18 protein-coding genes and 1 pseudogene are annotated in these 23,582 nt (G+C 72.0%); 11 read left to right on the plus strand and 8 right to left on the minus strand.

Annotated features, from left to right (window positions below; all coding sequences use genetic code 11):
* Positions 1 to 44: 44 nt before the first annotated feature.
* Positions 45 to 1,412 carry an FAD-binding oxidoreductase gene (locus G6N10_RS19515; RefSeq protein WP_407664005.1) on the minus strand — a complete coding sequence of 456 codons (1,368 nt, stop codon included), beginning with the start codon at positions 1,410 to 1,412 and terminating at the stop codon, positions 45 to 47.
* 25 nt (positions 1,413 to 1,437) lie between these two features.
* The gene (locus G6N10_RS19520; RefSeq protein ID WP_085097954.1) at positions 1,438 to 2,655 is read right to left on the minus strand and encodes a multidrug efflux MFS transporter Tap; all 1,218 of its coding nucleotides are present in this window, start codon (positions 2,653 to 2,655) and stop codon (positions 1,438 to 1,440) included.
* Positions 2,656 to 2,749: 94 nt separating this feature from the next.
* On the opposite strand from G6N10_RS19520, the gene G6N10_RS19525 reads away from it, so the two are divergent.
* Complete coding sequence (locus G6N10_RS19525; protein WP_085097957.1) at positions 2,750 to 3,592, plus strand: uracil-DNA glycosylase; 843 nt, start codon at positions 2,750 to 2,752, stop codon at positions 3,590 to 3,592.
* 52 nt (positions 3,593 to 3,644) lie between these two features.
* Positions 3,645 to 4,694 (plus strand): LLM class flavin-dependent oxidoreductase, encoded by a 1,050-nt coding sequence (locus tag G6N10_RS19530; protein WP_085097960.1) that lies wholly within the window; start codon positions 3,645 to 3,647, stop codon positions 4,692 to 4,694.
* Between the two features lie 12 nt (positions 4,695 to 4,706).
* Here the strand turns inward: G6N10_RS19530 and G6N10_RS19535 are convergent, their stop codons facing one another.
* A complete protein-coding gene (locus G6N10_RS19535) occupies positions 4,707 to 5,120 on the minus strand; it encodes an HIT family protein (RefSeq protein ID WP_085097963.1) in 414 nt (137 codons plus the stop codon).
* Between the two features lie 37 nt (positions 5,121 to 5,157).
* Between G6N10_RS19535 and G6N10_RS19540 the strand changes: the two genes are divergently transcribed.
* The 3 genes from G6N10_RS19540 to G6N10_RS19550 are packed head-to-tail and all read left to right on the plus strand — an operon-like array spanning position 5,158 to position 7,955.
* Positions 5,158 to 6,558, plus strand: a complete 1,401-nt coding sequence (locus tag G6N10_RS19540) for an amidase (protein WP_085097966.1) — start codon at positions 5,158 to 5,160, stop codon at positions 6,556 to 6,558.
* Positions 6,559 to 6,590: 32 nt separating this feature from the next.
* Positions 6,591 to 7,712 (plus strand): adenylate/guanylate cyclase domain-containing protein, encoded by a 1,122-nt coding sequence (locus G6N10_RS19545; RefSeq protein WP_109750560.1) that lies wholly within the window; start codon positions 6,591 to 6,593, stop codon positions 7,710 to 7,712.
* A 36-nt stretch (positions 7,713 to 7,748) separates the two neighbouring features.
* The gene (locus tag G6N10_RS19550) at positions 7,749 to 7,955 is read left to right on the plus strand and encodes a hypothetical protein (protein ID WP_085097972.1); all 207 of its coding nucleotides are present in this window, start codon (positions 7,749 to 7,751) and stop codon (positions 7,953 to 7,955) included.
* A 10-nt stretch (positions 7,956 to 7,965) separates the two neighbouring features.
* On the opposite strand, the gene G6N10_RS19555 is transcribed toward G6N10_RS19550, so the two are convergent.
* Together G6N10_RS19555 and G6N10_RS19560 are read right to left on the minus strand one after the other, a co-directional pair.
* The gene (locus G6N10_RS19555) at positions 7,966 to 9,906 is read right to left on the minus strand and encodes an ABC transporter ATP-binding protein (protein ID WP_085097976.1); all 1,941 of its coding nucleotides are present in this window, start codon (positions 9,904 to 9,906) and stop codon (positions 7,966 to 7,968) included.
* Positions 9,903 to 11,636: an ABC transporter ATP-binding protein gene (locus G6N10_RS19560; protein ID WP_085097980.1), complete on the minus strand. Its 1,734-nt coding sequence runs from the start codon at positions 11,634 to 11,636 to the stop codon at positions 9,903 to 9,905. The genes G6N10_RS19555 and G6N10_RS19560 overlap by 4 nt, the downstream gene beginning before the upstream one ends.
* A gap of 129 nt (positions 11,637 to 11,765) precedes the next feature.
* On the opposite strand from G6N10_RS19560, the gene G6N10_RS19565 reads away from it, so the two are divergent.
* Positions 11,766 to 12,311, plus strand: coding sequence for a DUF3558 domain-containing protein (locus G6N10_RS19565; RefSeq protein ID WP_234810607.1), 546 nt, complete (start codon positions 11,766 to 11,768; stop codon positions 12,309 to 12,311).
* A 68-nt stretch (positions 12,312 to 12,379) separates the two neighbouring features.
* Positions 12,380 to 12,889: a DUF3558 domain-containing protein gene (locus G6N10_RS19570; RefSeq protein ID WP_407664035.1), complete on the plus strand. Its 510-nt coding sequence runs from the start codon at positions 12,380 to 12,382 to the stop codon at positions 12,887 to 12,889.
* Between the two features lie 14 nt (positions 12,890 to 12,903).
* On the opposite strand, the gene G6N10_RS19575 is transcribed toward G6N10_RS19570, so the two are convergent.
* Positions 12,904 to 13,434 (minus strand): SixA phosphatase family protein, encoded by a 531-nt coding sequence (locus G6N10_RS19575; protein ID WP_085097986.1) that lies wholly within the window; start codon positions 13,432 to 13,434, stop codon positions 12,904 to 12,906.
* 166 nt (positions 13,435 to 13,600) lie between these two features.
* Here G6N10_RS19575 and G6N10_RS19580 point away from each other — a divergent pair, with 166 nt between their 5' ends.
* The 3 genes from G6N10_RS19580 to G6N10_RS19590 all read left to right on the plus strand — a co-directional run bounded on the left by G6N10_RS19580 (position 13,601) and on the right by G6N10_RS19590 (position 18,718).
* Positions 13,601 to 14,740 (plus strand): metallophosphoesterase family protein, encoded by a 1,140-nt coding sequence (locus G6N10_RS19580; protein WP_085098252.1) that lies wholly within the window; start codon positions 13,601 to 13,603, stop codon positions 14,738 to 14,740.
* Positions 14,737 to 17,406, plus strand: a complete 2,670-nt coding sequence (locus G6N10_RS19585; RefSeq protein ID WP_085097989.1) for an AAA family ATPase — start codon at positions 14,737 to 14,739, stop codon at positions 17,404 to 17,406. The genes G6N10_RS19580 and G6N10_RS19585 overlap by 4 nt, the downstream gene beginning before the upstream one ends.
* A 64-nt stretch (positions 17,407 to 17,470) precedes the next feature.
* On the plus strand, positions 17,471 to 18,718 hold the full coding sequence (locus G6N10_RS19590; RefSeq protein ID WP_085097992.1) for an alpha/beta fold hydrolase: 1,248 nt from the start codon (positions 17,471 to 17,473) through the stop codon (positions 18,716 to 18,718).
* Positions 18,719 to 18,728: 10 nt separating this feature from the next.
* Here G6N10_RS19590 and G6N10_RS19595 read toward each other — a convergent pair whose 3' ends face one another.
* Together G6N10_RS19595 and ku are read right to left on the minus strand one after the other, a co-directional pair.
* Complete coding sequence (locus G6N10_RS19595) at positions 18,729 to 20,396, minus strand: oligopeptide ABC transporter substrate-binding protein OppA (RefSeq protein ID WP_085097995.1); 1,668 nt, start codon at positions 20,394 to 20,396, stop codon at positions 18,729 to 18,731.
* A 44-nt stretch (positions 20,397 to 20,440) separates the two neighbouring features.
* Positions 20,441 to 21,244, minus strand: a pseudogene (gene ku, locus G6N10_RS19600) (non-homologous end joining protein Ku); the annotation flags it as partial.
* A gap of 87 nt (positions 21,245 to 21,331) precedes the next feature.
* Here ku and G6N10_RS19605 point away from each other — a divergent pair.
* Positions 21,332 to 23,581 (plus strand): ATP-dependent DNA ligase, encoded by a 2,250-nt coding sequence (locus G6N10_RS19605; protein ID WP_085098001.1) that lies wholly within the window; start codon positions 21,332 to 21,334, stop codon positions 23,579 to 23,581.
* Position 23,582: the final 1 nt, after the last annotated feature.

Raw genomic sequence — 23,582 nt, forward strand, 5'->3', positions numbered from 1 at the left:
TTGAGCGCTGGGCGGGATGGGGAGGGTCCCGGCGGGCCCGGGCGTCAGATCAGGGCGCCGGGGTTGAGGATGTCGTCGGGATCCAGCGCGGCCTTGATCCGCCGGTTGAGCTCCATCGCCTCGGGCCCGAGCTGGCCGGCCAGCCACGGCTTCTTCAGCCGCCCGACCCCGTGCTCGCCGGTGATGGTGCCGCCGAGGCGCACCGCAAGGTCCATGATCTCGCCGAACAGCACCTGCGCGCGGGCGGCCATGTCGGCGTCGGCGGGGTCGAAGACGATCAGCGGGTGGGTGTTGCCGTCGCCGGCGTGCGCGATCACCGCGACGGTGACCCGGTGCCGCGCGGACAGCTCCTCGATGCCGGACACCAGTTCCGCCAGCCGCGGCAGCGGAACCCCCACGTCCTCCAGCAGCAGCGCGCCGGTGGCCTCCACCGCCGGAATGGCTTCGCGCCGGGCGGTGACGAAGGCCTCGCCCTCGACCGGGTCGGCGGTGCTGTACACCTCCAGCGCGCGGTGCGCGGTGAACGCCTCGGCGATGAGCTCCGCGTCGGCGCCGGCGGCCCCGCCGCGCTCGTCGGAGGCGGCCACCAGCATCGCGCCGGCCGACCGGTCCAGCCCCATCCGCAGCTTGTCCTCGACCGCGTTGATGGTGGTGCGGTCCATGAACTCCAGCATCGCCGGCCGGATCTGGGTGGTGACGGCGACGACGGCCTGGCAGGCGTCGGCGACGGCGGGGAAGGTGGCCACCACCACCGCCCGCGGCGGCTGGGCCGGCAGCAGCCGCAGGGTCACCTCGGTGATCACCCCGAGGGTGCCCTCGCTGCCGACAAACAACTTGGTCAGCGACAGCCCGGCGACGTCCTTGAGCCGCGGGCCACCGAGTCGTACCGCGGTGCCGTCGGCCAACACCACCTGCATGCCGAGCACGTAATCGGTTGTGACACCGTATTTCACGCAGCACAGACCGCCGGCATTGGTGGCGATGTTGCCGCCGATCGAGCAGATTTCGAATGACGACGGGTCCGGCGGGTACCACAGCCCGTGCTCGGCGGCGGCCGCCTTCACCTCGGCGTTGAGCCGGCCGGGCTGCACCACCGCGACCCGGGTGACCGGGTCGATGTGGATGTCGCGCATCTTCTCCGTGGACAGCACGATCCCGCCGTTGACCGCTGTCGCGCCGCCGGACAGCCCGGTGCCCGCGCCGCGCGGCACCACGGCGATCCGGTTGGCGGTGGCCCAGCGCAGCACCGACTGGACCTGCTCGGTGGTGTGCGGGCGAACCACCGCCAGCGGAGTGCCGGCGTCGGGGTCGACCGCACGGTCCTGGCGGTAGGAGGCCAGGATGTCCGGATCGGTGACGACGACGCCGTCGGGCAGTTCGGCAATCAGGTCGGTGAGCTGCGGATTGATCACGGACGGCCATCCTACGAGGGTTTGCTCAGCGGCGGTCCAACTCGCGCAGCGACGGCAGGGCCAGTGCCGCCAGCCCGACGGCCAGCATCGGCACCGACAGCGCCAGGAACGTCACCGTCAGGCCCGCGGCGTCGGCGAGCGGCCCGGCGATGATCAGCCCGACCGGGCCCGCGGCGTAGGCCAGCGACCCCATCACGCCCACCACCCGACCGCGCAATTGGGCCGGCGCCCGGGTCTGCATCACGTAGTTGTAGATCGGGCCGATCGGGCCGTACACCAGGCCCACCAGCAGTGAGAGCACCAGGATCAGCGGCAGCGGCGGCAGGAACGCGATCACCGTCGTGGTCACCCCGAGGGTCAGCATCGCGGCGATCAGCGTGCTGCGCCGCGGCAGGTGGCGTGCGGTCACCGCGTAGCCGAGAGCCCCGATCAGGCCGCCGGCGGCCAGCGCCATCAACACCCAACCCAACTGCTGTGGCTGCCCGCGGTCGGTGAAGTACTTCGGAAACAGCACCGATTCGATCGGCACGTAGAGCCCGTTGATGATCAGGTCGACCGCCGCCAGCGTCCGCAGCACCCGGTTGTGACAGACGAACCGCAGTCCCTCGACGATTCCCGGCCACAGCCGTTCGGGCAGCTTGGCCCGGTCCGGGCGGCCCGCCCCGGCCAGCCGGATCATCCCGACGGCCAGCAGCGCCGCCACGAACAGCCCGGCGGTCACCCACATGGTCTGCGCGCCGCCGAGCGTGGCGATCAACACCCCGCCGATGCCCGGGCCGACGATGTAGGCGAGGTTGAACGCCGCCTGATAACCGCCGTTGGCCCGGTCCAGCGACCAGCCCGCCCGCTCGGCCGCCTCCGGCAGCATCGAGATCCGCGCGGTCATCCCGGCCGGGTCGAACACCGCGCCGAGCGCGGCCAGCGCGGACAGCGACAGCACGTTGATCGCACCCGCCCCGCACAGCAGCACCAGCACCGGCACCATCGCCACCGACAGCCCGGACAGCGCATCGGAGAGCATCGACACCCGGCGCCGGCCCAGATAATCCACCGCCGCGCCGGCCAGCAGCGTGGAGGCCAGCAGCGGCACCGTCCCGGCCGTCGCCACCACGGCGGCGGCCGAGGCGGATCCGTTGTGCTGCAGGGCAAGCCAGGGAAACGCGACGATCGAGATGCCGTTGCCTGCCCCGGCGGTCACGGTGGCGAACAGCAACAGCAGCAGCGGAGCGCGGTCGCCGTTCATCGCAGCGCAAGAGTATGTCGCCGGACTCGGGTGCGGCCAGCCAATTTCGTACCGGCCGGCCGGCGCCGGGTCCCGGCGAGCACAATCGGGTGTGATGACATCTCCGCAGCCCCCGGAGCTGCCGCACCCGCGCACCGGGCAGCTCTTCGCCTCTCCGGTGCCCGCCGGCGCCGGCTGGCCCGGTGACCCGGCCACCCCGGCCACCCCGATCGCGACGACGGCGAACCGGGTCGCGCGGCTGGCCGGCCGCGCCGAGACCATCGCCGAACTGGACGCCGAGATCAGCGTCTGCCGCGGCTGCCCGCGGCTGGTCAGCTGGCGCGAGCAGGTCGCGGTGGATAAGCGCCGGGCGTTCCTCGGGCAGCCCTACTGGGGCCGGCCGGTGCCGGGTTGGGGCGACGAGCACCCGGGCATCTTCATCCTCGGGCTGGCCCCGGCCGCCCACGGCGCCAACCGGACCGGGCGGATCTTCACCGGGGACCGCTCCGGCGACCAGTTGTTCGCCGCGCTGCATCGGGCCGGGCTGGTCAGCGCACCGGACAGTGTCGATGCCGCCGACGGGCTGCGGGCCGTCGGCGTGCGGATCGGGTCCCCGGTGCGCTGCGCCCCGCCGGCCAACGCGCCGACCCCGCAGGAGCGCCGCACCTGCGACCCGTGGCTGGCCGCCGAATGGCGGCTGATCGCCGACGACGTGCGGGTGGTGGTCGCCCTCGGCGGGTTCGCCTGGCAGGTGGCGTTGCACCTGCTCGAGGGCCGGTTCGACGGCCCAAAACCGAAATTCGGTCACGGCGTGGTCGCCGAGGGGGACGGGGTGACGTTGCTCGGCTGCTACCACCCGAGCCAGCAGAACATGTTCACCGGCCGGCTCACCCCGGCGATGCTCGACGACGTGTTCGGCGCCGCGGTGCGGCTCAGCCGGGAGCACCCGGCCGGCTGAGCGGGGAGCACCGCGCCGGGAACAACCCAGCGCGGCGGGCGTTACAGCCGTCATGCGGCTTTCTGTCCTCGACCTGGTCCCCGTCCGCACCGATCAGCGCAGCGCCGACGCGCTCGCCGCCACGGTGACGCTCGCCCGGACCGCCGACACCCGCGGCTACACCCGGTATTGGCTGGCCGAGCATCACAACATGGCGCCGGTGGCCGCGACCAGCCCGCCGGTGCTGATCGGCTACCTGGCCGCCCAGACCGAGCGGATCCGGCTGGGCTCGGGCGGAGTGATGCTGCCCAACCACGCCCCGCTGGCCGTCGCCGAGCAGTTCGCGCTGCTGGAGGCCGCCGCGCCGGGTCGCATCGACCTGGGGCTCGGACGGGCGCCGGGTTCTGACCCGGTGACCTCGGCGGCGATGCGGGGCTGGACCGCTGACGTGGCGGCCGAACGCCGCCGGATCGACGAGTTCCCGAGCTACCTCGACGAGGTGGCCGCCCTGATGAGCCCGCACGGCGCCCGGGTGGCGCTGCGGTCGGGGGAGGACTACGTGCTCAGGGCCACCCCGGCCGCCGACGGGCAACCGCCGATCTGGCTGCTCGGGTCGTCGATGTACTCCGCGCACCTGGCCGCCGCCAAGGGCCTGCCGTACGTGTTCGCGCACCACTTCGCCGGCCGCGGCACCGCCGAGGCGCTGGCGGTTTACCGCGACGAGTTCGTGCCGTCGGCGACCACCCCGGCGCCGCGCACCTTCCTGACCGTCAACGTGTCGGTGGCCCCGACCCGCGCCGAGGCCGAACGGCTGGCGCTGCCCAACCGGGTGATGATGGCGCGGCTGCGGACCGGCCAACCGATCGGGCCGATCGACCTGGTCGAGCACGCCGAGCTGCTGGACCTGTCGGTCGCCGAGCGCGCCGTGATCGCCGCCTCCGATGCCACCACCGTCGTCGGCACCCCGGCCGAGGCCGCCGCGGCGCTGCACGGCCTGGCCGAGCGATTCGGTGTCGACGAGGTGATGATCAGCCCGGTCGGCGGCGCGCTGCGCGGCACCGACCCGGCCACCGCCCCGGCCCGGGTGCAGACCCTGGAACTGCTGGCCGACGAGCTGCTTTAAAACAAACCTCCGTCAGTGCAGCGCCGCCCGCAGCAGTCGGCCGGTTTCCTCGCGGGCGGGGTCGCGGCGCAGCAGCACGCCGGCGGCGAACCGCAGCTTGTCGCCGCGGCGGCGCGGCGCCACGTGCAGGTGGATGTGGAACACCGACTGGAACGCGGCCTTGCCGTCGTTGATGACGACGTTGCTGCCGTCGGCGTGCAGGCCGGAGGCCCGGGCGGCCAGTGCCACCCGCTGCCCGAGCGCCATCATCCCGGCCAGCACCGGCGCCGGAGTGTCGGTCAGGTCGACGTGGTGGGCCTTGGGAATGATCAGGGTGTGCCCGCGAACCATCGGGCGGATGTCCAGGAACGCCAGGTAGTCGTCGTCCTCATGGATTCGGATCGCCGGGGCTTGCCCGGCCACGATCGAGCAGAACACACAAGACATACCGGCCACGGTAGAGCGCGCGACTACTGTTCCCGCCATGGACTCGATCGACCTGGTGTTTGCCGGTGCCGCCGAACAGGCCCGGATGCTGGCCGGCGGCGCCATCACCGCCCCGGCACTCACCGAGCTGTATCTGGAGCGGATCGCCCGGCTGGACCCGGAACTGCGGGCCTACCGGATCGTGCTGGTCGACGCGGCCCGCCGGGCCGCCGCCGAGGCCCAGGAGCGCCTGGACGCCGGTGAGCGGGCCCCGCTGCTCGGCGTGCCGATCGCGATCAAGGACGACACCGACGTCGCCGGCCAGCTCACCACCTTCGGCAGCAACGCCGCCGGTCCGGCCCCGACCCGGGACGCCGAGGTGATCACCCGGCTGCGGGAGGCCGGCGCGGTGATCCTCGGCAAGACCGCGGTCCCGGAGATGATGCTGTGGCCGTTCACCGAGTCGGTGGCCTTCGGTGCCACGCACAACCCGTGGGATGTCGCGCGCACCCCGGGCGGCAGCAGCGGCGGCAGCGCGGCCGCCGTCGCCGCCGGGCTGGCCCCGTTCGCGCTGGGCTCCGACGGGGCAGGCTCCATCCGGATCCCGGCGACCTGGTGCGGGTTGTACGGGCTCAAGCCGCAGCGCGGCCGGGTGCCGACCGCGCCGCACGAGGGCGGCTGGAACGGCCTGACCGTGAACGGTCCGATCACCCGCACGGTGGAGGACGCCGCGCTGTTCCTCGACGTCACCACCACCAAGTCGGAGCTGCCCGCGCCCGAGGGCGGGTTCGTCCGGGCGGCCTCGCATCCGCCGGGCCGATTGCGAATCGCGTTGAGCACCAACATCCCTCCGATCGGCGCCGCGTACCGAGACGCCGAGCAGCGTGCGGCGGTGCATCAGGCCGGTGCGCTGCTGCGCGACCTCGGCCACCAGGTGGTGCTGCGCGAGATCGACTACCCGCGAACCTCGATTTACGCCCAGGTGCTGCCCCGGATGCTTCGCGGGCTGTCCGACGATGTGCGGGCGCTGCCGCATCCAGAACGCCTGGACTCCCGCACCCGCGGGCTGGCCCGGGTCGGCCGGCTGATCTCCGATGACCGGATGGCGCGGATCCGGGCCGGCGAGGCCGAGCTGGCCGCCCGGGTCAACGGCATTTTCGACGACGTCGATGTGGTCATCACCCCGGGCTGTGCGACCGGACCGTCGCGGGTGGGGGCCTACCGCCGGCTCGGCGGATTGGCGACGCTGGCGCTGGTCGGTGCCCGGGTGCCGTATCAGTCCGTCCTCAACGCCACCGGTCAGCCGGCCGCCGTGCTGCCGTGGGGCCTGGACCGGCAGGGCCTGCCGCTGTCGATCCAATTGGTGGGCCGCCCCTTCGACGAGGCGACGCTGCTGTCGCTGAGTGCGGAGATCGAGGCGGATCGGCCGTGGGCGCAGCGCCGTCCGTCGATCAGCTGAGAAACGCCGGTACCCGACGGTAGGTTGAACTGGTGTCCGTTGATCCGAGGATCGAGAATTCGTCGCTCTTCGACGGCCTGAGCGGAACCCGCCGCGACGAGCGGATCGAACTCGTGGACTGGCTGCTGAGCCGGGGCTACCCGTTCGAGGAGATCGAGTCGACCGTCTCGCCGGTGCTGATGGCCTCCCGCCGGGTGATCGGCGACGACGGTGACCGGGTCAGCACCCGCGAGATCGCCGCGAACACCGGGCTGGATCTTGCCCTGCAGGAGCGGGTCCTGCGGGCCCTCGGGCTGCACCACGTGCAGGATCCCGACGAGAAGGCGTACCTGCGTGCCGACGGTGAGGCGACCTTCCACACCGCGCAGTTCGTCCGGATGGGCTTCGACACCGACGAACTGCTGCGGATCGCCCGGGTACTGGCCGAGGGGCTGACCCCGGTCGCCGAGATGATGCGCAACGCCGCGCTGAGCATGGTGATGAAGCCGGGGCTGACCGAACTGGAAATCGCCCAGCGCTCCGAGCGGATGATGGAGGCCGCCGCCCCGGTACTGGGACCGATGATCACCGACCTGCTGATGCTCAAGCTGCGCAACGTGATGCAGACCGAGGCGGTCACCGAGGCCGAGCGTGCCGAGGGCGCGGCCCGCCCCGGCGCCCGGGAGGTGGCCGTCGCGTTCGCCGACCTGGTCGACTTCACCGGGCTGGGCGAGGTGCTGCCGCCGGAGGACATTGAGGACATGGCGCTGCGGCTCAGCGACACCGCACGCGAGGTTATCGATCCGCCGGTGCGGCTGGTCAAGACGATCGGTGACGCGGTGATGATGGTGTGCCCGGAACCGCTGGCGCTGCTCAACGCGATGCTGGACCTGGCCGATGCCGCCGAGGCCGATCCGGGCCTGCCGAGGCTGCGCACCGGGATGGCGTGGGGCTCGGCGATGGGTCGCTCGGGGGACTGGTTCGGCGCCCCGGTGAACCTGGCCAGCCGGGTCACCGCCGCGGCCCGGCCGGGCCGGGTGCTGGCCGCCGAATCGCTCAAGGATGTGATCGACGACGAGGTGAACTTCGAGTGGAAGTTCGTCGGCGCCCGCAAACTCAAGGGCATCACCGGGGAGACCAAGCTGTACCGGGTCAAACGCGCCGGAACTCGATGACAGGTCTGGGGCGCCGGCGGCTGGCATCATGAGGTGATGGCAGGTAAGGAGATCGACCGGGTTCGGGCGAGCAGCGCCTGGTCGGTGGTGCGACAGCATCCGGGGATGACCCTGTTCGCCGCCTCCCCGGCGCTGCTGGCCTGCGCCGCGGTGTGGCTGCTGGCCGGCTCCGGCTGGGCGCTGCTGCTGGCGCTGGTGCTGGTGGTCGGCGGCGGAGTCGCGCTGCTGGCCCGCCGCGGCTGACGGCGGCGGCTCAGCCGGCGGCCTGGATCATCGCCCAGTACGCGCCGCGGCGGGCCAAAAGCTCGCGGTGGCCGCCCTGCTCGAGGACCCGGCCGCCGTCGAGCACCACGATCAGGTCGGCGTCCCGGATGGTGGAGAGCCGGTGGGCGATGATGAAACACGTTCGATCCCGGCGCAGTTCGGCCATCGCGCGCTGGATCCGCAGTTCGGTGCGGGTGTCCACCGAACTGGTCGCCTCGTCGAGGATCAGTAGGTCGGGCCGGGCCAGGAACGCCCGCGCGATGGTGATCAGCTGCCGCTCACCGGCACTGAGCGCCGCGCCGGTGTCGCCGACCCGGGTGTCATAGCCGCCCGGGAGCGCCGAGACGAAGCCGTCGACGAACGCCGAGCGCGCCGCGTCGTGGATCTCGGCCTCGGTCGCGCCGGGCCGGCCGTAGCCGATGTTCTCGGCGATGGTGCCGTCGAACAGCCAGGTGTCCTGCAGCACCATCCCGGCCCGGGACCGCAGTTCGGCGCGGCCGACGGTGGCCAGATCGGTGCCGTCGAACAGGATTCGGCCGGCATCGGGGTCGTAGAACCGCATCAGCAGGTTCACCAGGGTGGTCTTGCCGGCGCCGGTGGGGCCGACCACCGCCACCGTCGTCCCGGGTTCGGCGGTCAGCGTCACCGACTCCAGCACCGGCCGGCCCGGGCGGTAGCCGAAGCCGACGCCGTCGAACACGATGCGGGGCGGCCGGCCCCGGCCGGTGGGCAGTCGGCCCGGCGGGTCCGGGGTCATCTCGGTCTCGTCGAGGAACTCGAAAACCCGTTCTGCGCTGGCCAGTCCGGACTGCAGCGTGTTGTACATGCCGGCCACCTGGGCCAGTGGTTGGTTGAACTGGCGCACGTACTGGATGAACGCCTGGATGCCGCCGAGTGAGATCTGGCCGGTGGCCACCTCAATGCCGCCGACGACGGCGACCGCGACGTAGCTGATATTGCCGACGAAGGTCGTTGCGGGACCGACCAGTCCGGACAGGAACTGCGCCGATCGGCTGGCGCGGTACACCTGCTCATTGCGTTCGGTGAACCGTTGCCGGGCGGCATCGCGGTGCCCGTAGGTGCGCACCAGGGTGAAACCGCTGTAGGTCTCCTCGATGTGCGCATTGAGCTCGCCGGTGTTGCGCCATTGCGCGGCAAACAGTTTCCGGGAGCGACGGGTGATCGCCCGGGTCGCCCACAGCGACAGCGGCACGGTGGCCACCGCCAGAGCGGTCAGCGTCGGGGAGATGGTCAGCATCATCGCCAGCACGGCCAGCAGGGTCAGCATCGAGGACAGCAGCTGGTTGACCGTCATCGACACCGAGGTCGCGATGTTGTCCACATCGTTGGTGACCCGGGACAGCAGTTCCCCCCGTGGCCGGGAATCGAAGTGCGACAACGGCAATCGGTGGATCTTGGCGGCGACCTCACCGCGCAGCCCGGCCAGGGTGCGCTGCACGATGACGTTGAGCAGCCGGGCCTGCACCCAGATGAACAGTGCGGCCACCAGATACAGGCCAAGGGCCAGCCCGAGAGTGCGGCCAACCGCGCCGAAGTCCACCCCGTGGCCCGGGACCACGTCCATCGCGGCGAGCATGTCGGCGAAGGTGCCCTCGCCGCGGGCGCGGGCGTCGGCGACCGCCTGGGCCTTGTCGATCCCGGCCGGCAGCCGGGCCCCGATCACCCCGTCGAACAGCAGATCGGTGGCGTGGCCGAGGATCCGCGGGCCGATCGCGCTGATCAGGATGCCGCACATCGACAGCACCAGCACCGCGGCCACCGCGGCGCGCTGCGGCCGCAGCCGCCCCAGCATCCGGGCCGCCACCCCGCGCAGGTCGCGGGCCCGTTCCACCGGTGCGGTGGTGCCCAGGGCGCCCCGGGACGGCAGCGGCAGGCCCGGATCGGGGCGGGTGCGCCCGGCCGCGGTCATCCGGGCGCCCCGACCGACTGCGATTCGGCCAGTTCGGCGTAGGCGGGACAGTCGCGCAGCAATTCGTCGTGCCGGCCGGTGCCGACCACCGCGCCGTCCTCGAGCACCAGCACCGTGTCGGCCTCGATGACGGTCGAGATGCGCTGGGCCACCATGATCACCGTCGCCCCGGCCGCGGCCGCGCGCAACCGGGCCCGTACCCGGGCGTCGGTGTGCACGTCCAGCGCCGACAGCGCGTCGTCGAGCAGATACACCGCGGGATTCCGGATCACCGCCCGGGCGATCGCCAGCCGCTGGCGCTGGCCGCCGGAGAAGTTCATCCCGCCCTGGGCCACCGGCATGTCCAGGCCGTCGGGGTGGGCGGCGACGAACTCGTCGGCGCAGGCCACCCGCAGCGCCGCCCACATCTGTTCGGCGGTGGCGTCGGTGCGCCCGTAGCGCAGATTGTCGGCGACGGTGCCGGAGAACAGGTAGCCGCGTTGCGGCACCACGCCGAGGGCACCCCACAGCGTCGCGGTCCGGTAGTCGCGCAGGTCGATGCCGTCGAGCCGGATCGCGCCGGAACCGACCTCATAGCTGCGCGCCAGCAGCGAGATCAGGGTGGACTTGCCGGACCCGGTCCGGCCGACGATCGCCACGGTGTCACCGGGCTGCGCGTGCAGCGACACCCCGTCGAGCACCGGGCGGTCGGCCCCCGGATACCGGAAGGTCACCGCCGCACAGTCGATCCGGCCGGTGATCGGCCCCGGCGGTTGCACCGGATGGGGCGGGTCGGTGATCGTGGGCGCGGTGTCGAGAACCTCGGTGATCCGCTCCGCGCAGGCGCTGGCCCGCGGCAGCAGCGACAGGAACATGGTGGTCATCAGCACGGCCATCAGGATCTGCATGAAGTAGGCCAGGAAGGCGATCAGCGAGCCGACCTGCATCTGCCCGGCGTCGATCCGGTGCCCGCCGAACCAGATCAGTGCGACGCTGGAGATGTTGATGGTCAGCGTCGCCACCGGCAGCATCAGCGCCTGCCCGCGGCCTGCCGTCATGGCGGTCTCGGCGAGGTCGGTGTTGGCCGCGTCGAATCGGCGCTGCTCCAACGGTTCCCGGTCGAACGCGCGGATCACCCGGATGCCGGACAGCTGGTCGCGCAGCACCCGGTTGATCCCGTCGATCAGGGCCTGCATCCGCCGGAACACCGGCAGCAACCGCAGCACGATCGCGCCGTTGGCCAGCGCCAGCACCGGGACGCTGACCAGCAGCACCCAGGCCAGCCCGGCGTCCTGGTGCACGGCCATCAGCACCCCGCCCACGCACATGATCGGGGCGGTCACCAGCACGGTGAAGGTCATCTGGGCCAGTACCTGGACCTGGGCGACGTCGTTGGTGGTGCGGGTCAGCAGCGACGGCGCGCCGAACCGGGCTCGTTCGTGCTCGGAGAAGTCGGTGACGTGGGTGAACACCGCCGCGCGCAGGTCGCGGCCGAAGCCCATCGCGGCCCGGGAACCGAAGTAGACCGCGCTGACCGCGCACAGCACCTGCACACCGGTGACGGCCAGCATGACCGCGCCGAGCCGGGTGATGGTGGCGGTGTCGCCGACGGTGACCCCGTCGTCGATGATCGACGCGTTGACCGTCGGCAGGTACAGCAGGGCGGCGGTGCTGATCGTCTGCGCCGCGATCACCACGGCCACCGGCCGCCGGTAGGGCCGCAGATGGCGGCGCAGCAGGGCCAACAGCATTCGGCTACTCTCGCACCCGAGGCCGGCCCGCGCCGCGCCGACACGGCAAAATGCCAGGTCAACCGCCGTGTCGGTGAGTGGCCGCTGCCGCTGCCGCTACCATGACGGAGTGATGAACGGGAGCATGCGTTGACGATCAAGACGGCGGTGGCCGTGGCGGCACTGGCGGTGCTCCCGCTGGTCGCGGGATGTTCGCCCGATTCGTCGGGCCCGGTCCCCGATGCGCCGACCGACAGCGGACCGCAGGCCGAGGCCCAGCACGGCCCGTTCTTCCCGGAATGCGGCGGCGTCTCCGACGAGACGGTCATGCAGGTGACCGAGACCCCGGGACTCGTCGGCACGGCGAAGACCTCGGTGGGCTGCCAGTGGCTGATCAACGGTCTGATCGTCGGCCCGCACTTCTCCTTCACGAACTTCCGCGGCAGCCCGATCGGACGGGAACGCAAGACCGAGGAACTGTCCCGCGACAGCGTCGATGACATCACCATCAACGGCAACGACGGCTTCATCGCCGTCGGCTCCGATCTGTCCGGCGCGAACAACCTCTGCGAGATCGGCATCCAGTTCGGCGACGACTTCATCGAGTGGTCGGTCAGTTACGCCCAGCAGCCGTACCCGGATCCGTGCGATGTGGCCAAGGAACTGACCAAGCAATCGATTGAGAACGCCAAGTGAGCGGGCCGAAGGGACGTGCGCCGATGGGTGCTGGCTTGGGTCGTCGCGTGGCAGTCGGCGCCGCGGTGATGCTGTCGACGGTGGCGTTGCTCAGCGGGTGCAGTCGCGCCATCGACGGCGACGCGGTGAAGGCCGGTGCGGGCCCGCGCAACAACAGCGCCCAGGAGAGCTACCCGAACCTGCTCAAGGAATGCGATGTGCTCACCTCCGATGTGCTGGCCAAGACCGTTGACGCCGATCCGCTGAACATCCAGAGCACCTTCGTCGGCGCGGTGTGCCGATGGCAGGCACTGAACTCCGGCGGCGCACTGGTGGACATCACCCGGTTCTGGTTCGAGCAGGGTTCCCTGGACAACGAGCGCAGCGTCGCCAAGCAGCTGAACTATGAGGTGGAGAACCGGTCGGTGGCCGGGGTGGCCTCCATCGTGATGCGCGCCAACGACCCGAACGGGGCGTGCGGGGTGGCCAGCGACGCGGTCGGCGTGGTCGGCTGGTGGGTGAACCCGCAGGCCCCCGGCATCGACGCGTGCGCGCAGGCCCTCAAGCTGATGGAACAAACCCTCCAGACCTCGGCCTAAAGCGAGGGCGAGCCTCAGCGCGGCACGTGGAAGCTGACCAGCGCGGCGGTCCCCGCGCTCAGCGCCGACCAGGGGCCGGTGAACCGCAGCACCGCCATCGCCGAGGTCGGATACTTCGCGGTGATCCGGTCGACGGCGGCCGGGCTGGTGCCCGGGGCGCCGGCCAACCGCAGCGCCACCGTGGATATCGCCGGCTCATGCCCGATCACCAGCAGCGTGCCCGCGTCGAACCCGAACCGTTCCTCGTCGACCCGGTTGATTTCGGCGATCACCGAGCCGGGCGACGCGCCGTAGAGCCCGTCGACAAATTCCACCGGTGCCGACAGTCCGGTGCGTTCCAGGGTCTGCCGGGTTCGGGTCGCCGTCGAGCACAGCACCGCCTGAATCGGTGGGCTGGCCGAGGCCGGTGAGCGCAGCCAGTCCCCGGCCAGTCCGGCCTCGCGCAGACCGCGCGGCGCCAGCGGCCGCAGCGGGTCGGCGACCCCGGCCGGGTAGGCCGATTTCGCATGCCGGAGCAGCACGAGGGTGCGTTTCTGGTCGCTCACCCGGCCAGGTTAGGGCACCCGTGCGGGCTTTGTCGGGGTTCCCGGCGCGCGCCGCCGGGGACTTGTCGGACGGTCAACTTAGACTTCGCCTTGCCAGGGTCGATACCAGCACCAGAGAGGACCGGACGTGACGCGTTTCCTGCACACCGCCGACTGGCAGCTTGGCATGACCAGGCATTTCCTGGCCGGTGAGGCCCAGCCGCGGTATTCGGCGGCCCGCCGGGAGACGGTGGCCGGGCTCGGGGCGCTGGCCGCCGAGATCGGCGCCGAGTTCGTCGTGGTGGCCGGTGATGTGTTCGAGGCCAACCAGCTCGATCCGGACGTGATCAGCCGGTCGCTGGAGGCGATGCGCGCGATCGGGGTGCCGGTGTACCTGCTGCCGGGCAATCACGATCCGCTCGACGCGGCCTCGATCTACACCAGCAAGCTGTTCGCCCAGCAATGCCCGGACAACGTCACCGTGCTGGACCGCTCCGGCGCCGTCGAGGTCCGGCCCGGGCTGCAGATCGTCGCCGCGCCGTGGCGGTCCAAGCGCCCCACCGCGGACCTGGCCGCCGCCGCCCTTCACGGGCTGCCCGCCGACGGCACCGTCCGCATTCTGGTCGGGCACGGCGGGGTGGACCGGCTGGACCCGGATCCGGGCAACCCGGCGCTGATCCGGCTGGGTCGGCTGGAGGACGCCATCGAACGCGGCGTCGTGCACTACGTCGCGCTGGGGGACAAGCATTCCCGGACCCGGGTCGGGGACACCGGACGGATTTGGTATTCCGGCGCCCAGGAGGTGACCAACTGGGACGACATCGAGCCGGACCCCGGTCACGTGCTGATCGTCGACGTCGACGAGGACGACCCGGCGCACCCGGTGACCGTTGCGGCCCGCCGGGTCGGCAGCTGGCGGTTCGTCACGCTGCGCCGCCGGGTCGACGGCGACCGGGACATCACCGACCTGGACATCGAGCTCGACGCCCTGGCGAACAAGGAACGCACCGTGGTCCGGCTGGAGCTGACCGGCACCCTGACGGTCACCGACCGTGCCCGCCTGGACGACTGCATCTACCGCTACGACCGGGTGTTCGCGTGGCTGGACCTGTGGGAATCGCACTGCGACCTCGCGGTGGTGCCCGCCGACCGGGAGTTCTCCGAGCTGGGCTTCGGCGGGTTCGCCGCCGACGCCGTCGACGAACTGGTGGGCACCGCGCGGTCCGCCGACGCCGAGGCCGCCGCCGACGCCCAGGGGGCGCTGGCACTGCTGCTGCGGCTGTCCGGCAAGGGCGCGGTGACCGGCGACGACAGGCGCAGCGCGTGAAGCTGCACCGGCTGGCCCTGAGGAACTACCGCGGCGTCGAGGACCGCGAGATCTGCTTCGCCGACCGCGGGGTCACCGTCGTCTCGGGCGCCAACGAGATCGGCAAGTCCTCGCTGTTCGAGGCGCTGGATCTGCTGCTGGAGTACAAGGATCGCTCCGCGCACAAGCAGGTCAAACAGGTCAAGCCCACCCACGCCGACGTCGGCGCCGAGGTCGAGGCGGAGATCAGCACCGGCGTCTACCGGTTCGTCTACCGCAAGCGGTTCCACAAGAACCGGGAGACCGCGTTGAGCATCCTGGCGCCGGTCCGCGAGCAGCTCGCCGGCGACGAGGCGCACGACCGGGTGCAGGCGATGCTCGCCGAGACCGTGGACACCGCGCTGTGGCAGGCGCAGCGGGTGCTGCAGGCGGACTCGACCACACCGGTGGAGCTGTCCGACTGCGACGCGCTGTCCCGGGCGCTGGACATCGCCGCCGGCCGGGGTGACCAGGACGCCGCCGACGACGCCAACCCGGTGCTGATCGAGCAGATCGAGGCCGAGTACCGCAAGTACTTCACCGCGACCGGCCGGGAAACCGGGGAATGGGCCGAGGCCAGGGCGGCGCTGCGCGAGGCCAAGGCACACGAGGCCGCTTGCCTGACGGCGGTCGAGGAGGTCGACGAGCGGCTGCGCCGGCACACCGAGCTCGGCGAACAGATCGCCGCACTGGACTCCGGCCGAGCCGCCGTTGAGCAGCGGCTGACCGCGGCGACGACGGCCGCCGAACGCGTCGCGGCGATCAGCGCCGACCTCGAGGTGGCCGAGGCCGCCGCGAAGGACACCGCGACCACCGCGGTCGGCGCCGCCCGGGCACTGGCCGACCGGCTGGAACTGCAGGCCGAGCTGACCCGCCGCGGCACCGCGGTGGCCGAGGCGCAGGCCGCCGCGCACACCGCCGACGCGTTGATCGAGGCCGCCCGGATCGCCGCCGAGACCGCCGACGCCGACGCGGCGGCCGCCGAGGCGGCCCGGATCGCCGCCACCGCGGCCGCCGAGGCCGCCCGGTCGGTGGTGGAGCGGCTGCGTCAGCGGGCCGAGGCGGACCGGCTGGCCGAGCGGCTGGCCCGGATCGCCGCCGCCGAGACCGAGTTCGCCGCGGTGGAGGCCGAATTGGCGACCATCACGGTCACCGACGCGGGCTGGCGGGCGATCCAGCGGGCCGACGCCGAGGTGCACATCGCCCAGGCGAAGGCCGAGCTGGCCGCCACGGTGCTGGAACTGACCGCCGAGAGCGACACCGAGCTGCTCGCCGACCAGGCGGTGCTGCCGCTGTCGACCGGAGCGACCCGGACCCTGACCCTGACCGAGGCCACCGAACTGCGGCTGCCGGGCGTGCTGCGGGCCCGGATCGTCCCGGCGGCGTCGGCGGCCGAGGGCCAGAGCACCCTGATGGCCGCGCGGGCCCGGCTGACCGCGCTGCTGGAGCCCGCGGGCTGCGCGGACGTCGCGGCCGCCGAGGCGCTCGATGGTCACCGCCGGGAACTGAGCACCCGGCGCGACGGGCTGAGCGCCGCCCTGGCCGGCCTGCTGGCCGGCGAGGAGATCGCCGAACTGCGCCGCCGGTCGGCCGAGCTGGCCGCGGACCTCGATGCCGATCCGGAGCTGGGCGACGCCGACCTGGACACGGCCCGCGCCGCGGTCGCCGCGGCGACCGCGGCGCAGGCCGCCGCCGATCGCGACGGGGACAGCGCCCGCGCGGCGGCGGCCCAGTGCGCCGCCGCGCGGGCACAGTGTGAGCTGCGGGCGGCGACCGGCCGGGAGCGGCTGGACGCGGCGCGCACCGAACTCGACGCCGTCACCCGCCGGCTGGCCGAGGCGCGCGCGGCGACCGCCGATGACCGGCTGACCGCGGCCGCGGCGACCGCCCAGTCGGCCGCCGAGCGCGCCGATCAGCGGGTCGCCGAGCTGGGCCTGCGCTACGCCGAGGCCGACGCCGAGGCGGTGGCCACCGAGCTGCGCGGCGCCACCGAGAGCTCCGTCGCGCTGGCCGCCCGCCATGAGGAGCTCACCCGGGAGCAGCGCGACGCCGCGGTGGCCCTCGAGGTGTTCGGCGGTGAGGGCCGGACCAGCAAGTTGCAGGCCGCCCAGACCGCGGTGAGCCGCGCCGGCACCGTGCACGACCGAGTCCGGGACCGCGCCCGCGCCGCGGCCACGCTGCGTTCGGTGATCGGCCGGCACCGGGAGAACACCCGACGTCGCTATGTCGAGCCGTTTCGCGCCGAGATCCAGCGGCTGGGCCGCGGCGTCTTCGGGGCGACGTTCGAGGTCGAGGTGGACAGCGATCTGCGCATCCGCAGCCGCACCCTGGACGGGCGCACCGTGCCGTATGACTCGCTGTCCGGAGGGGCGAAGGAGCAACTCGGCATCATCGCCCGGCTGGCGGTGGCCGCGCTGGTCGCCCACGACGACACCGTTCCGGTCGTCATCGACGACGCGCTCGGCTTCACCGACCCGGACCGGCTGGCCCGGATGGCCGAGGTGTTCGACCTGGCCGGCGCCGACGGCCAGGTGATCGTGTTGACCTGCGCGCCGGAGCGCTTCGACGCGATCGCTGATGCGCACCGGATCGACCTCGGCGACGGTGCGCCCGGGCCGGTCGTGCACGAGGTCGGCCCGGCCGCCTAGTGGCCCACCGGGGCCCCAGGAACCGGGCATATGCTCACCGCAGCGGCGGTGAGTGGGGAGCGCGATGAGCCGAAGTTCGTGGCGGCAGCGCATCCGTGACCGCCTGGCCGCCACCCCGGGGGTGGCCGCGGTCCGGCGGCCGGTGACACCGCGCGGCGCCGCGGAGTTCGACCTCTACTACGTGCGCACCGGCCCGCCCTCGGTGCATCCGGTGCTGGTCATCCCCGGCGGCCCCGGCCTGGCCTCGGTGCAGCCCTACCGGGCCTTCCGCGAGCACGCCGCGGCCCGCGGACTGGACGTCATCATGGTCGAGCACCGCGGGGTGGGACTGTCCCGGCACACCGACGACGGCGCGGACCTGCCCGAGGCGGCGATCACCGTCGACCAGGTCGTCGCCGACCTGGCCGCCGTGCTCGACGCGGCGGGGGTGGACCGGGCGACCGTCTACGGCACGTCCTACGGCGGTTATCTGGCCGCCGGACTGGGGGTCCGGCAGCCGCGGCGGGTGCGGTCGATGGTGCTGGACTCGCCGGTGCTCTCCGCGCGCGACATCCACGATGTCCGGGAGGCGATCCGGGAGTTGCTGCTGGCCGGCACCGGCCCGACCGGGGCGGCGCTGGCCGCCAAGGCCCGGGCCCTGGTGGACCGCGGGCTGCTGGACTCCACCGCCACCCAGCTGGCCGCGACGGTGTACGAGTTCGGCGGGGTCCGCGCACTGGACCGGCAGCTGGACCTGCTGTTGTCCGGCCGGACGGTGCTGTGGCGGATCATGGAGTTGATCGGCGAGCAGGCGATGCGGGTGGTGCCGTTCCACAATGAGGTGGACTTGGTGAACCGGATCGCCTTCCGCGAGTTGGATTATCGCGGCACCCCGGACGGACTGCCGCTGGACCCGTCGGTGGGGATGGGGGAGCTCGCCGAGCAGATGCCGGGCGCCGCACCGGATTTCGAGGAGGAGCCCTACGATCTGGTCGCCGAAATGCCCCGGTTCGACTGGCCCACCGTGGTGCTCTCCGGTGGCCGGGATCTGACCACCCCGCCGGCCATCGCCGCCCGGGTCGCCGACCTGATCCCCGGCGCGGTGCCGGTGCGGCTGCCAACCGCGGGCCACAGCATCCTGGACACCCGGGAGCGCGCGGCGATTCGGGTCGCTGCGGCGGTGACGGCCGGCGGCGACGACATCGCCGAATTGGCGCGCCGGGGAACCGAACTGGACGCGCTGCCGGGCAATGCGACGGTCCGGTTGGCCGCGCTTGCGCTGGACGCCGGGGCCTTCCTCGGCCGGGTGTCTCCGGTCCGGCTGCCGCGCTGAACGAGGTCGGCTACTTCAGGAAGCCGATGGTGGTGAAGTCCAGGTCGCCGAGGCCGGCCGGGCCGTAGTTGGCCAGGTTCGAGCGCACCGCCATGTTGCCCGGGGTCTGGGTCAGCGGCAGGCTGAACCCCTCGGCCCAGATCAGCGTGTCCAGTTCGTTGGCCAGCTCGCGGGCCTTGTCCGGATCCAGCTCGTCGAGGGTCTGCTCGATCTTCGCGTCGATCTCCGGGCTGCCGATCTTGCCGAAGTTGGATTCCCCGTCGGCGGCGAAGATCTGGTTCAGCCCGGCGAACGGGAACGCGTCACCGACCCAGGAGAACTGCGCCACATCGAAGTTCCCGGGGATGACGTACTTGGAGAAGAACCCGGTCCCGGGCTTGGGCAGCAGCTCCAGCTTCACCCCGATCTGGGCCAGGCTGTTCTGCACGATCTGGCCGATGTTCTTCGGGATCTGACCGTCGTAGAGCACGTCGCGCAGTACCAGTTGCCTGCCGTCCTTCTCCCGGTACTGGCCGTTGAGCAGCCAGCCGAGTTCGTCGAGTTCGGCCTTGGCGGCCTCCGGGTCGAACGCGGCGATCTGGCTGTTGTCCCGGTAGCCCTGCTGACCCCGGACGAACACGTGATTGTTCAGCGGCACCGGGTCGTCGGTGAGTCCGCGCTGGGTGACGGTGGCGATCAGGTTGCGGTCGATGCCCTTGGCGATGGCCCGCCGCAGGTCCCGGTCGGCCAGGATCGACCCCGGTGCGCCGTTGAAGGTCAGGTGGTACCACTGCGGGGCCGGGGCGCGCCGCATCGCCAGGCCCGGGGTGCTGCGGGCGATGGTCATCTCGTCGAGGTCGCTCAGGCCCACGGCGTCGATGGTGTTGTTCTGCAGGGCCGGGATGCGGGCGGCGTCGTCGAGCACCAGGAAGGTCATCGACTCCAGCACCGGCGGGGTGCCCCACCAGAGCGGGTTGCGGGTCAGGGTGACGCGCTGGGCGGTGCGGTCGATGTCGGAGACGATGAACGGCCCGGCGGACAGGCCGGGACCGTTGAGCAGGGCGGTGTTGAAGGTCGTCGGGTCGGCGGTCACGGTCCGGGGCAGCAGCTCACCGTTGCCGGCGAACATGCCGCGCCATTCGGTGTAGTGCTTGGCGAAGGTGATGATCGCCTGCCGGTCGTCCACGCCGCGGGTGACCGACGCGACGCGCTCGCTGCCGTTGGTGTTGGCGATCGCGAATTCCTTGTTCTTGCCGCTGGTGGCCTCGATCTGGGATCGGATGTCCTCCCAGGTGATCGGGCTGCCGTCGGACCAGACCGCCTTCGGGTTGATCGTGTAGGTGACGACCTGGGGATCGGTGCCGGTCAGCTCCACGCTGGTGAAGTAGTCGGTGTCGACGCTGGGCGACCCGTCGGCGGCCAGCCGGAACGCCCGCGGCATGGTCGGCTTCAGCATCCGGTGGGTGTCGGCGTCGTTGCCGTCGATGTGCAGGGAGTTGAAGTTCGACGGGAACCCGGTGATCGCCAGCCGCAGGTTGCCGCCGGGTCGCAGGTCCGAGACCGGGTGCGGGTTGGTGTCGCTGGTGGCGCCGACCTCGGCCGGGCCGCCCGCGGACTCCGGGGTCGAAGGACCGCCCGAGCAGCCGCTGAGCACCAGGGAACCGATCACCACCGCGTAGAGGCCACGCCGAAACCACATGACAACCGATGCTAGCGGGGGCCCGGGAGTTCTCGGGTGGCCTACCCGTTCCCCGCACCGCGGCGCTGCTTGACGCTGGCCTCCAGCTTGGCCAGCAGATCGGACACGTCCTCGCTCTCGTCGAGCGCGGTGGGGTGCTCCTCGCTGCTGAACGCCTCCCCGCCGTCCAGCTTGGCCTCCACCAGCTCGCGCAGCTGGTCCTGGTAGTCGTCGCGGAACTGCTCGGGGTGGAAGTCGGCGGCCATCGAGTCGACGACCTGCCCGGCCATCTTCACCTCCGCCGACTTGATCTCCACGTCGGCGTCCAGCGCGGGGAAGTCCGGGTCGCGGATCTCGTCGGGCCACAGCAGCGTGTGCACCACCATGACCTCCCGCTTGCCGAACTCCATCACCCGCAGCGCCGCCAGCCGGGTCTTGTTCCGCAGCGAAAAATGCACCACCGCAACGCGATCGGTCTGCGCGAGCGTTCGGGCCAGCAGCACATAGGATTTCGTGGACTTGCTGTCGGGTTCCAGAAAATAGCTGCGGTCGTACATGATCGGGTCGATCTGGTCGGCCGGCACGAACTCGACCACCTCGATCTCCCGGCTGCGTTCCTCGGGCAGCGTGGCGATGTCCGCGTCGGTGATCACCACGCTGCGCCCGTCATCGGAGTCGTAGGCCTTGGCGATGTCCTGGTAGTCGACGACCTCGCCGCACTCCTCGCAGACCCGCTTGTACCGAATCCGGCCGTTGTCCTTGACGTGCACCTGTCTGAACTTCAGATCGTGATCCTCGGTCGCGCTGTACACCCGGACCGGCACGTTGACAAGGCCGAACGCGATCGAACCCTTCCAGATGGATCGCATCACCCCAGTATGCCCACAATCGCGCGTGGTCAATCGGATTTCGTTGCGGCCCGGTGGCCCGGCGCCGGCCGGTATAGGTTGGGTCCGATGGGTGCACGGGTAGCCCGGGTCACGCTGACCAACGCCGAGAAGGTGCTGTATCCGGATACAGGCACCACGAAGGCCGCGGTGTTCGACTACTACACCAGCATCGCCGAGGCGATGCTGCCGCACATCGCCGGGCGGCCGGCCACCCGCAAACGCTGGCCCAACGGTGTTGACGGGACGTCGTTCTTCGAAAAGCAGCTGGCCGCATCGGCGCCGGACTGGCTGCACCGGGGCAGCATCCAGCACCGCAGCGCGACCACCGTCTACCCGATCCTGGACACCGTCGAATCGCTGGCCTGGATCGCCCAGCAGGCCGCGCTGGAGGTGCACGTGCCGCAGTGGCGGTTCGTCACCACCGTGCCCGGGCCGGCCACCCGGCTGGTGTTCGACCTGGATCCGGGCGACGGCGTGGCGATGGCCCAGCTGTGCACGGTGGCCCGCGCGGTGCGGGACATGATGAGCGATATCGGGCTGCCCAGCTTCCCGCTGACCAGCGGCAGCACCGGGCTGCACGTGTACGCGCCGTTCACCGAGCCGGTCAGTTCCCGGGGCGCCGCGGTGCTGGCCAAGCGGGTCGCGCAGCAACTGGAGGCGGCGATGCCCGATTTGGTCACCGCGACGATGACCCGAAGCAGCCGGGCCGGCAAGGTGTTCATCGACTGGAGCCAGAACAGCGGGTCGAAGACCACCGTGGCGCCGTATTCGCTGCGCGGTACGGCCACCCCGACGGTGGCCGCGCCGCGCAGCTGGGACGAGCTCGACGACCCGGACCTGCGGCAACTGCGCTTTGACGAGGTGCTGGCCCGATTCGCCCGCGACGGCGACCTGCTGGAGGGCCTCGACGCCGCCGCCGCGGCCCCGGACCGGCTCGGGGTCTACCGGTCGATGCGCGACGGGACCAAGACCCCCGAGCCGGTGCCCGCAGCGGCCGCGCCGGCCGGCAACAACGACACCTTCGTCATCCATGAGCACCACGCCCGTCGGCTGCACTACGACTTCCGGCTGGAGCGCGACGGGGTGCTGGTGTCCTGGGCGATCCCGAAGAACCTGCCGACCTCCCCGGCGGTGAACCACCTGGCCGTGCACACCGAGGACCACCCGCTGGAATACGGCACCTTCGCCGGGATCATCCCGGCCGGCGAGTACGGCGCGGGCCGGGTGAACATCTGGGATTCCGGCAGCTACGAGACGGAGAAGTTCCGCGACGAGGGCACCGGCGGCGAGGTCATCGTCACCCTGCACGGGCAGCGGATCTCCGGCCGGTACGCGCTGATCCAGACCGGCGGCAAGAACTGGCTGGCGCACCGGATGAAGGACCAGCCGACCCCGCTGCCCGCCGACCTCGCCCCGATGCTGGCGACGCCGCGGTCGGTGGCCAAACTGACCGCCGCGCAGTGGGCGTTCGAGGGCAAGTGGGATGGCCACCGGCTGCTGGTCGAGGTCGACCGGGGAGTGCTGCGGCTGCGGTCGCGCACCGGCCGGGACGTCACCGCCGAGTTCCCCCAGCTGCAGCATCTGGGCGCCGACCTGGCCGATCACCGGGTGCTGCTGGACGGGGAGGTGGTGGTCACCGACGATGCCGGGGTGCCGCGGTTCGCCGCGCTGCAGGCCCGGCTGCGGGCCACCGCGGTGCAGTTCTGGGCCTTCGATGTGCTGGCGCTGGACGGCCGATCGCTGCTCAACGCCAAGTACTCGGACCGTCGCAGGGTGCTGGAAACCCTGGGCGAAGCGGTGAATCTGACCGTCCCGGAACGGATTCCTGGCGATGGCGCCGAGGCGCTGGCGATCTCCCGGGAACGCGGCTGGGAGGGCGTGGTGGCCAAACGCTGGGACTCCAGCTATCAGCCCGGGCGCCGTTCGGCGGCCTGGCTCAAGGACAAGAATTGGCGGACCCAGGACGTGCTGATCGGTGGCTGGAGCGCCGGGCAGGGCGGCCGGGGCGGCGGGATCGGCGCGCTGCTGATGGGCGTGCCGGGCGCCGACGGCCTGGACTACGTCGGCCGGGTCGGCACCGGCTTCACCGAGAAGGACCTGGCCACGCTCAGGGACCTGCTGGATCCGTTGCGCAGCGACGAGAGCCCGTTTCGCGCCAGGCTGGTCGGGCCGGAGGCCGCCGGGGTGACGTTCGTGACGCCGACGCTGGTCGGCGAGGTCCGCTACGCCGAACGCTCGGCCGACGGCCGGCTGCGGCACGCCAGCTGGCGGGGGCTGCGCAGCGACCGGGAACCGTCGCAGGTCGGTTGGGAGTAGC

The organism is Mycolicibacterium fallax, from assembly GCF_010726955.1.
GTDB lineage: Bacteria > Actinomycetota > Actinomycetes > Mycobacteriales > Mycobacteriaceae > Mycobacterium > Mycobacterium fallax.

Excerpts from the sequence above, each read along its gene's own strand:
- G6N10_RS19520 (WP_085097954.1), bottom strand. The coding sequence starts at position 2,655 with ATGAACGGCGACCGCGCTCCGCTGCTGCTGTTGCTGTTCGCCACCGTG.
- G6N10_RS19525 (WP_085097957.1), top strand. The coding sequence starts at position 2,750 with ATGACATCTCCGCAGCCCCCGGAGCTGCCGCACCCGCGCACCGGGCAG.
- G6N10_RS19530 (WP_085097960.1), top strand. The coding sequence starts at position 3,645 with ATGCGGCTTTCTGTCCTCGACCTGGTCCCCGTCCGCACCGATCAGCGC.
- G6N10_RS19535 (WP_085097963.1), bottom strand. The coding sequence starts at position 5,120 with ATGTCTTGTGTGTTCTGCTCGATCGTGGCCGGGCAAGCCCCGGCGATC.
- G6N10_RS19540 (WP_085097966.1), top strand. The coding sequence starts at position 5,158 with ATGGACTCGATCGACCTGGTGTTTGCCGGTGCCGCCGAACAGGCCCGG.
- G6N10_RS19550 (WP_085097972.1), top strand. The coding sequence starts at position 7,749 with ATGGCAGGTAAGGAGATCGACCGGGTTCGGGCGAGCAGCGCCTGGTCG.
- G6N10_RS19555 (WP_085097976.1), bottom strand. The coding sequence starts at position 9,906 with ATGACCGCGGCCGGGCGCACCCGCCCCGATCCGGGCCTGCCGCTGCCG.
- G6N10_RS19560 (WP_085097980.1), bottom strand. The coding sequence starts at position 11,636 with ATGCTGTTGGCCCTGCTGCGCCGCCATCTGCGGCCCTACCGGCGGCCG.
- G6N10_RS19570 (WP_407664035.1), top strand. The coding sequence starts at position 12,380 with ATGCTGTCGACGGTGGCGTTGCTCAGCGGGTGCAGTCGCGCCATCGAC.
- G6N10_RS19580 (WP_085098252.1), top strand. The coding sequence starts at position 13,601 with ATGACCAGGCATTTCCTGGCCGGTGAGGCCCAGCCGCGGTATTCGGCG.
- G6N10_RS19590 (WP_085097992.1), top strand. The coding sequence starts at position 17,471 with ATGAGCCGAAGTTCGTGGCGGCAGCGCATCCGTGACCGCCTGGCCGCC.
- G6N10_RS19595 (WP_085097995.1), bottom strand. The coding sequence starts at position 20,396 with ATGTGGTTTCGGCGTGGCCTCTACGCGGTGGTGATCGGTTCCCTGGTG.
- G6N10_RS19605 (WP_085098001.1), top strand. The coding sequence starts at position 21,332 with ATGGGTGCACGGGTAGCCCGGGTCACGCTGACCAACGCCGAGAAGGTG.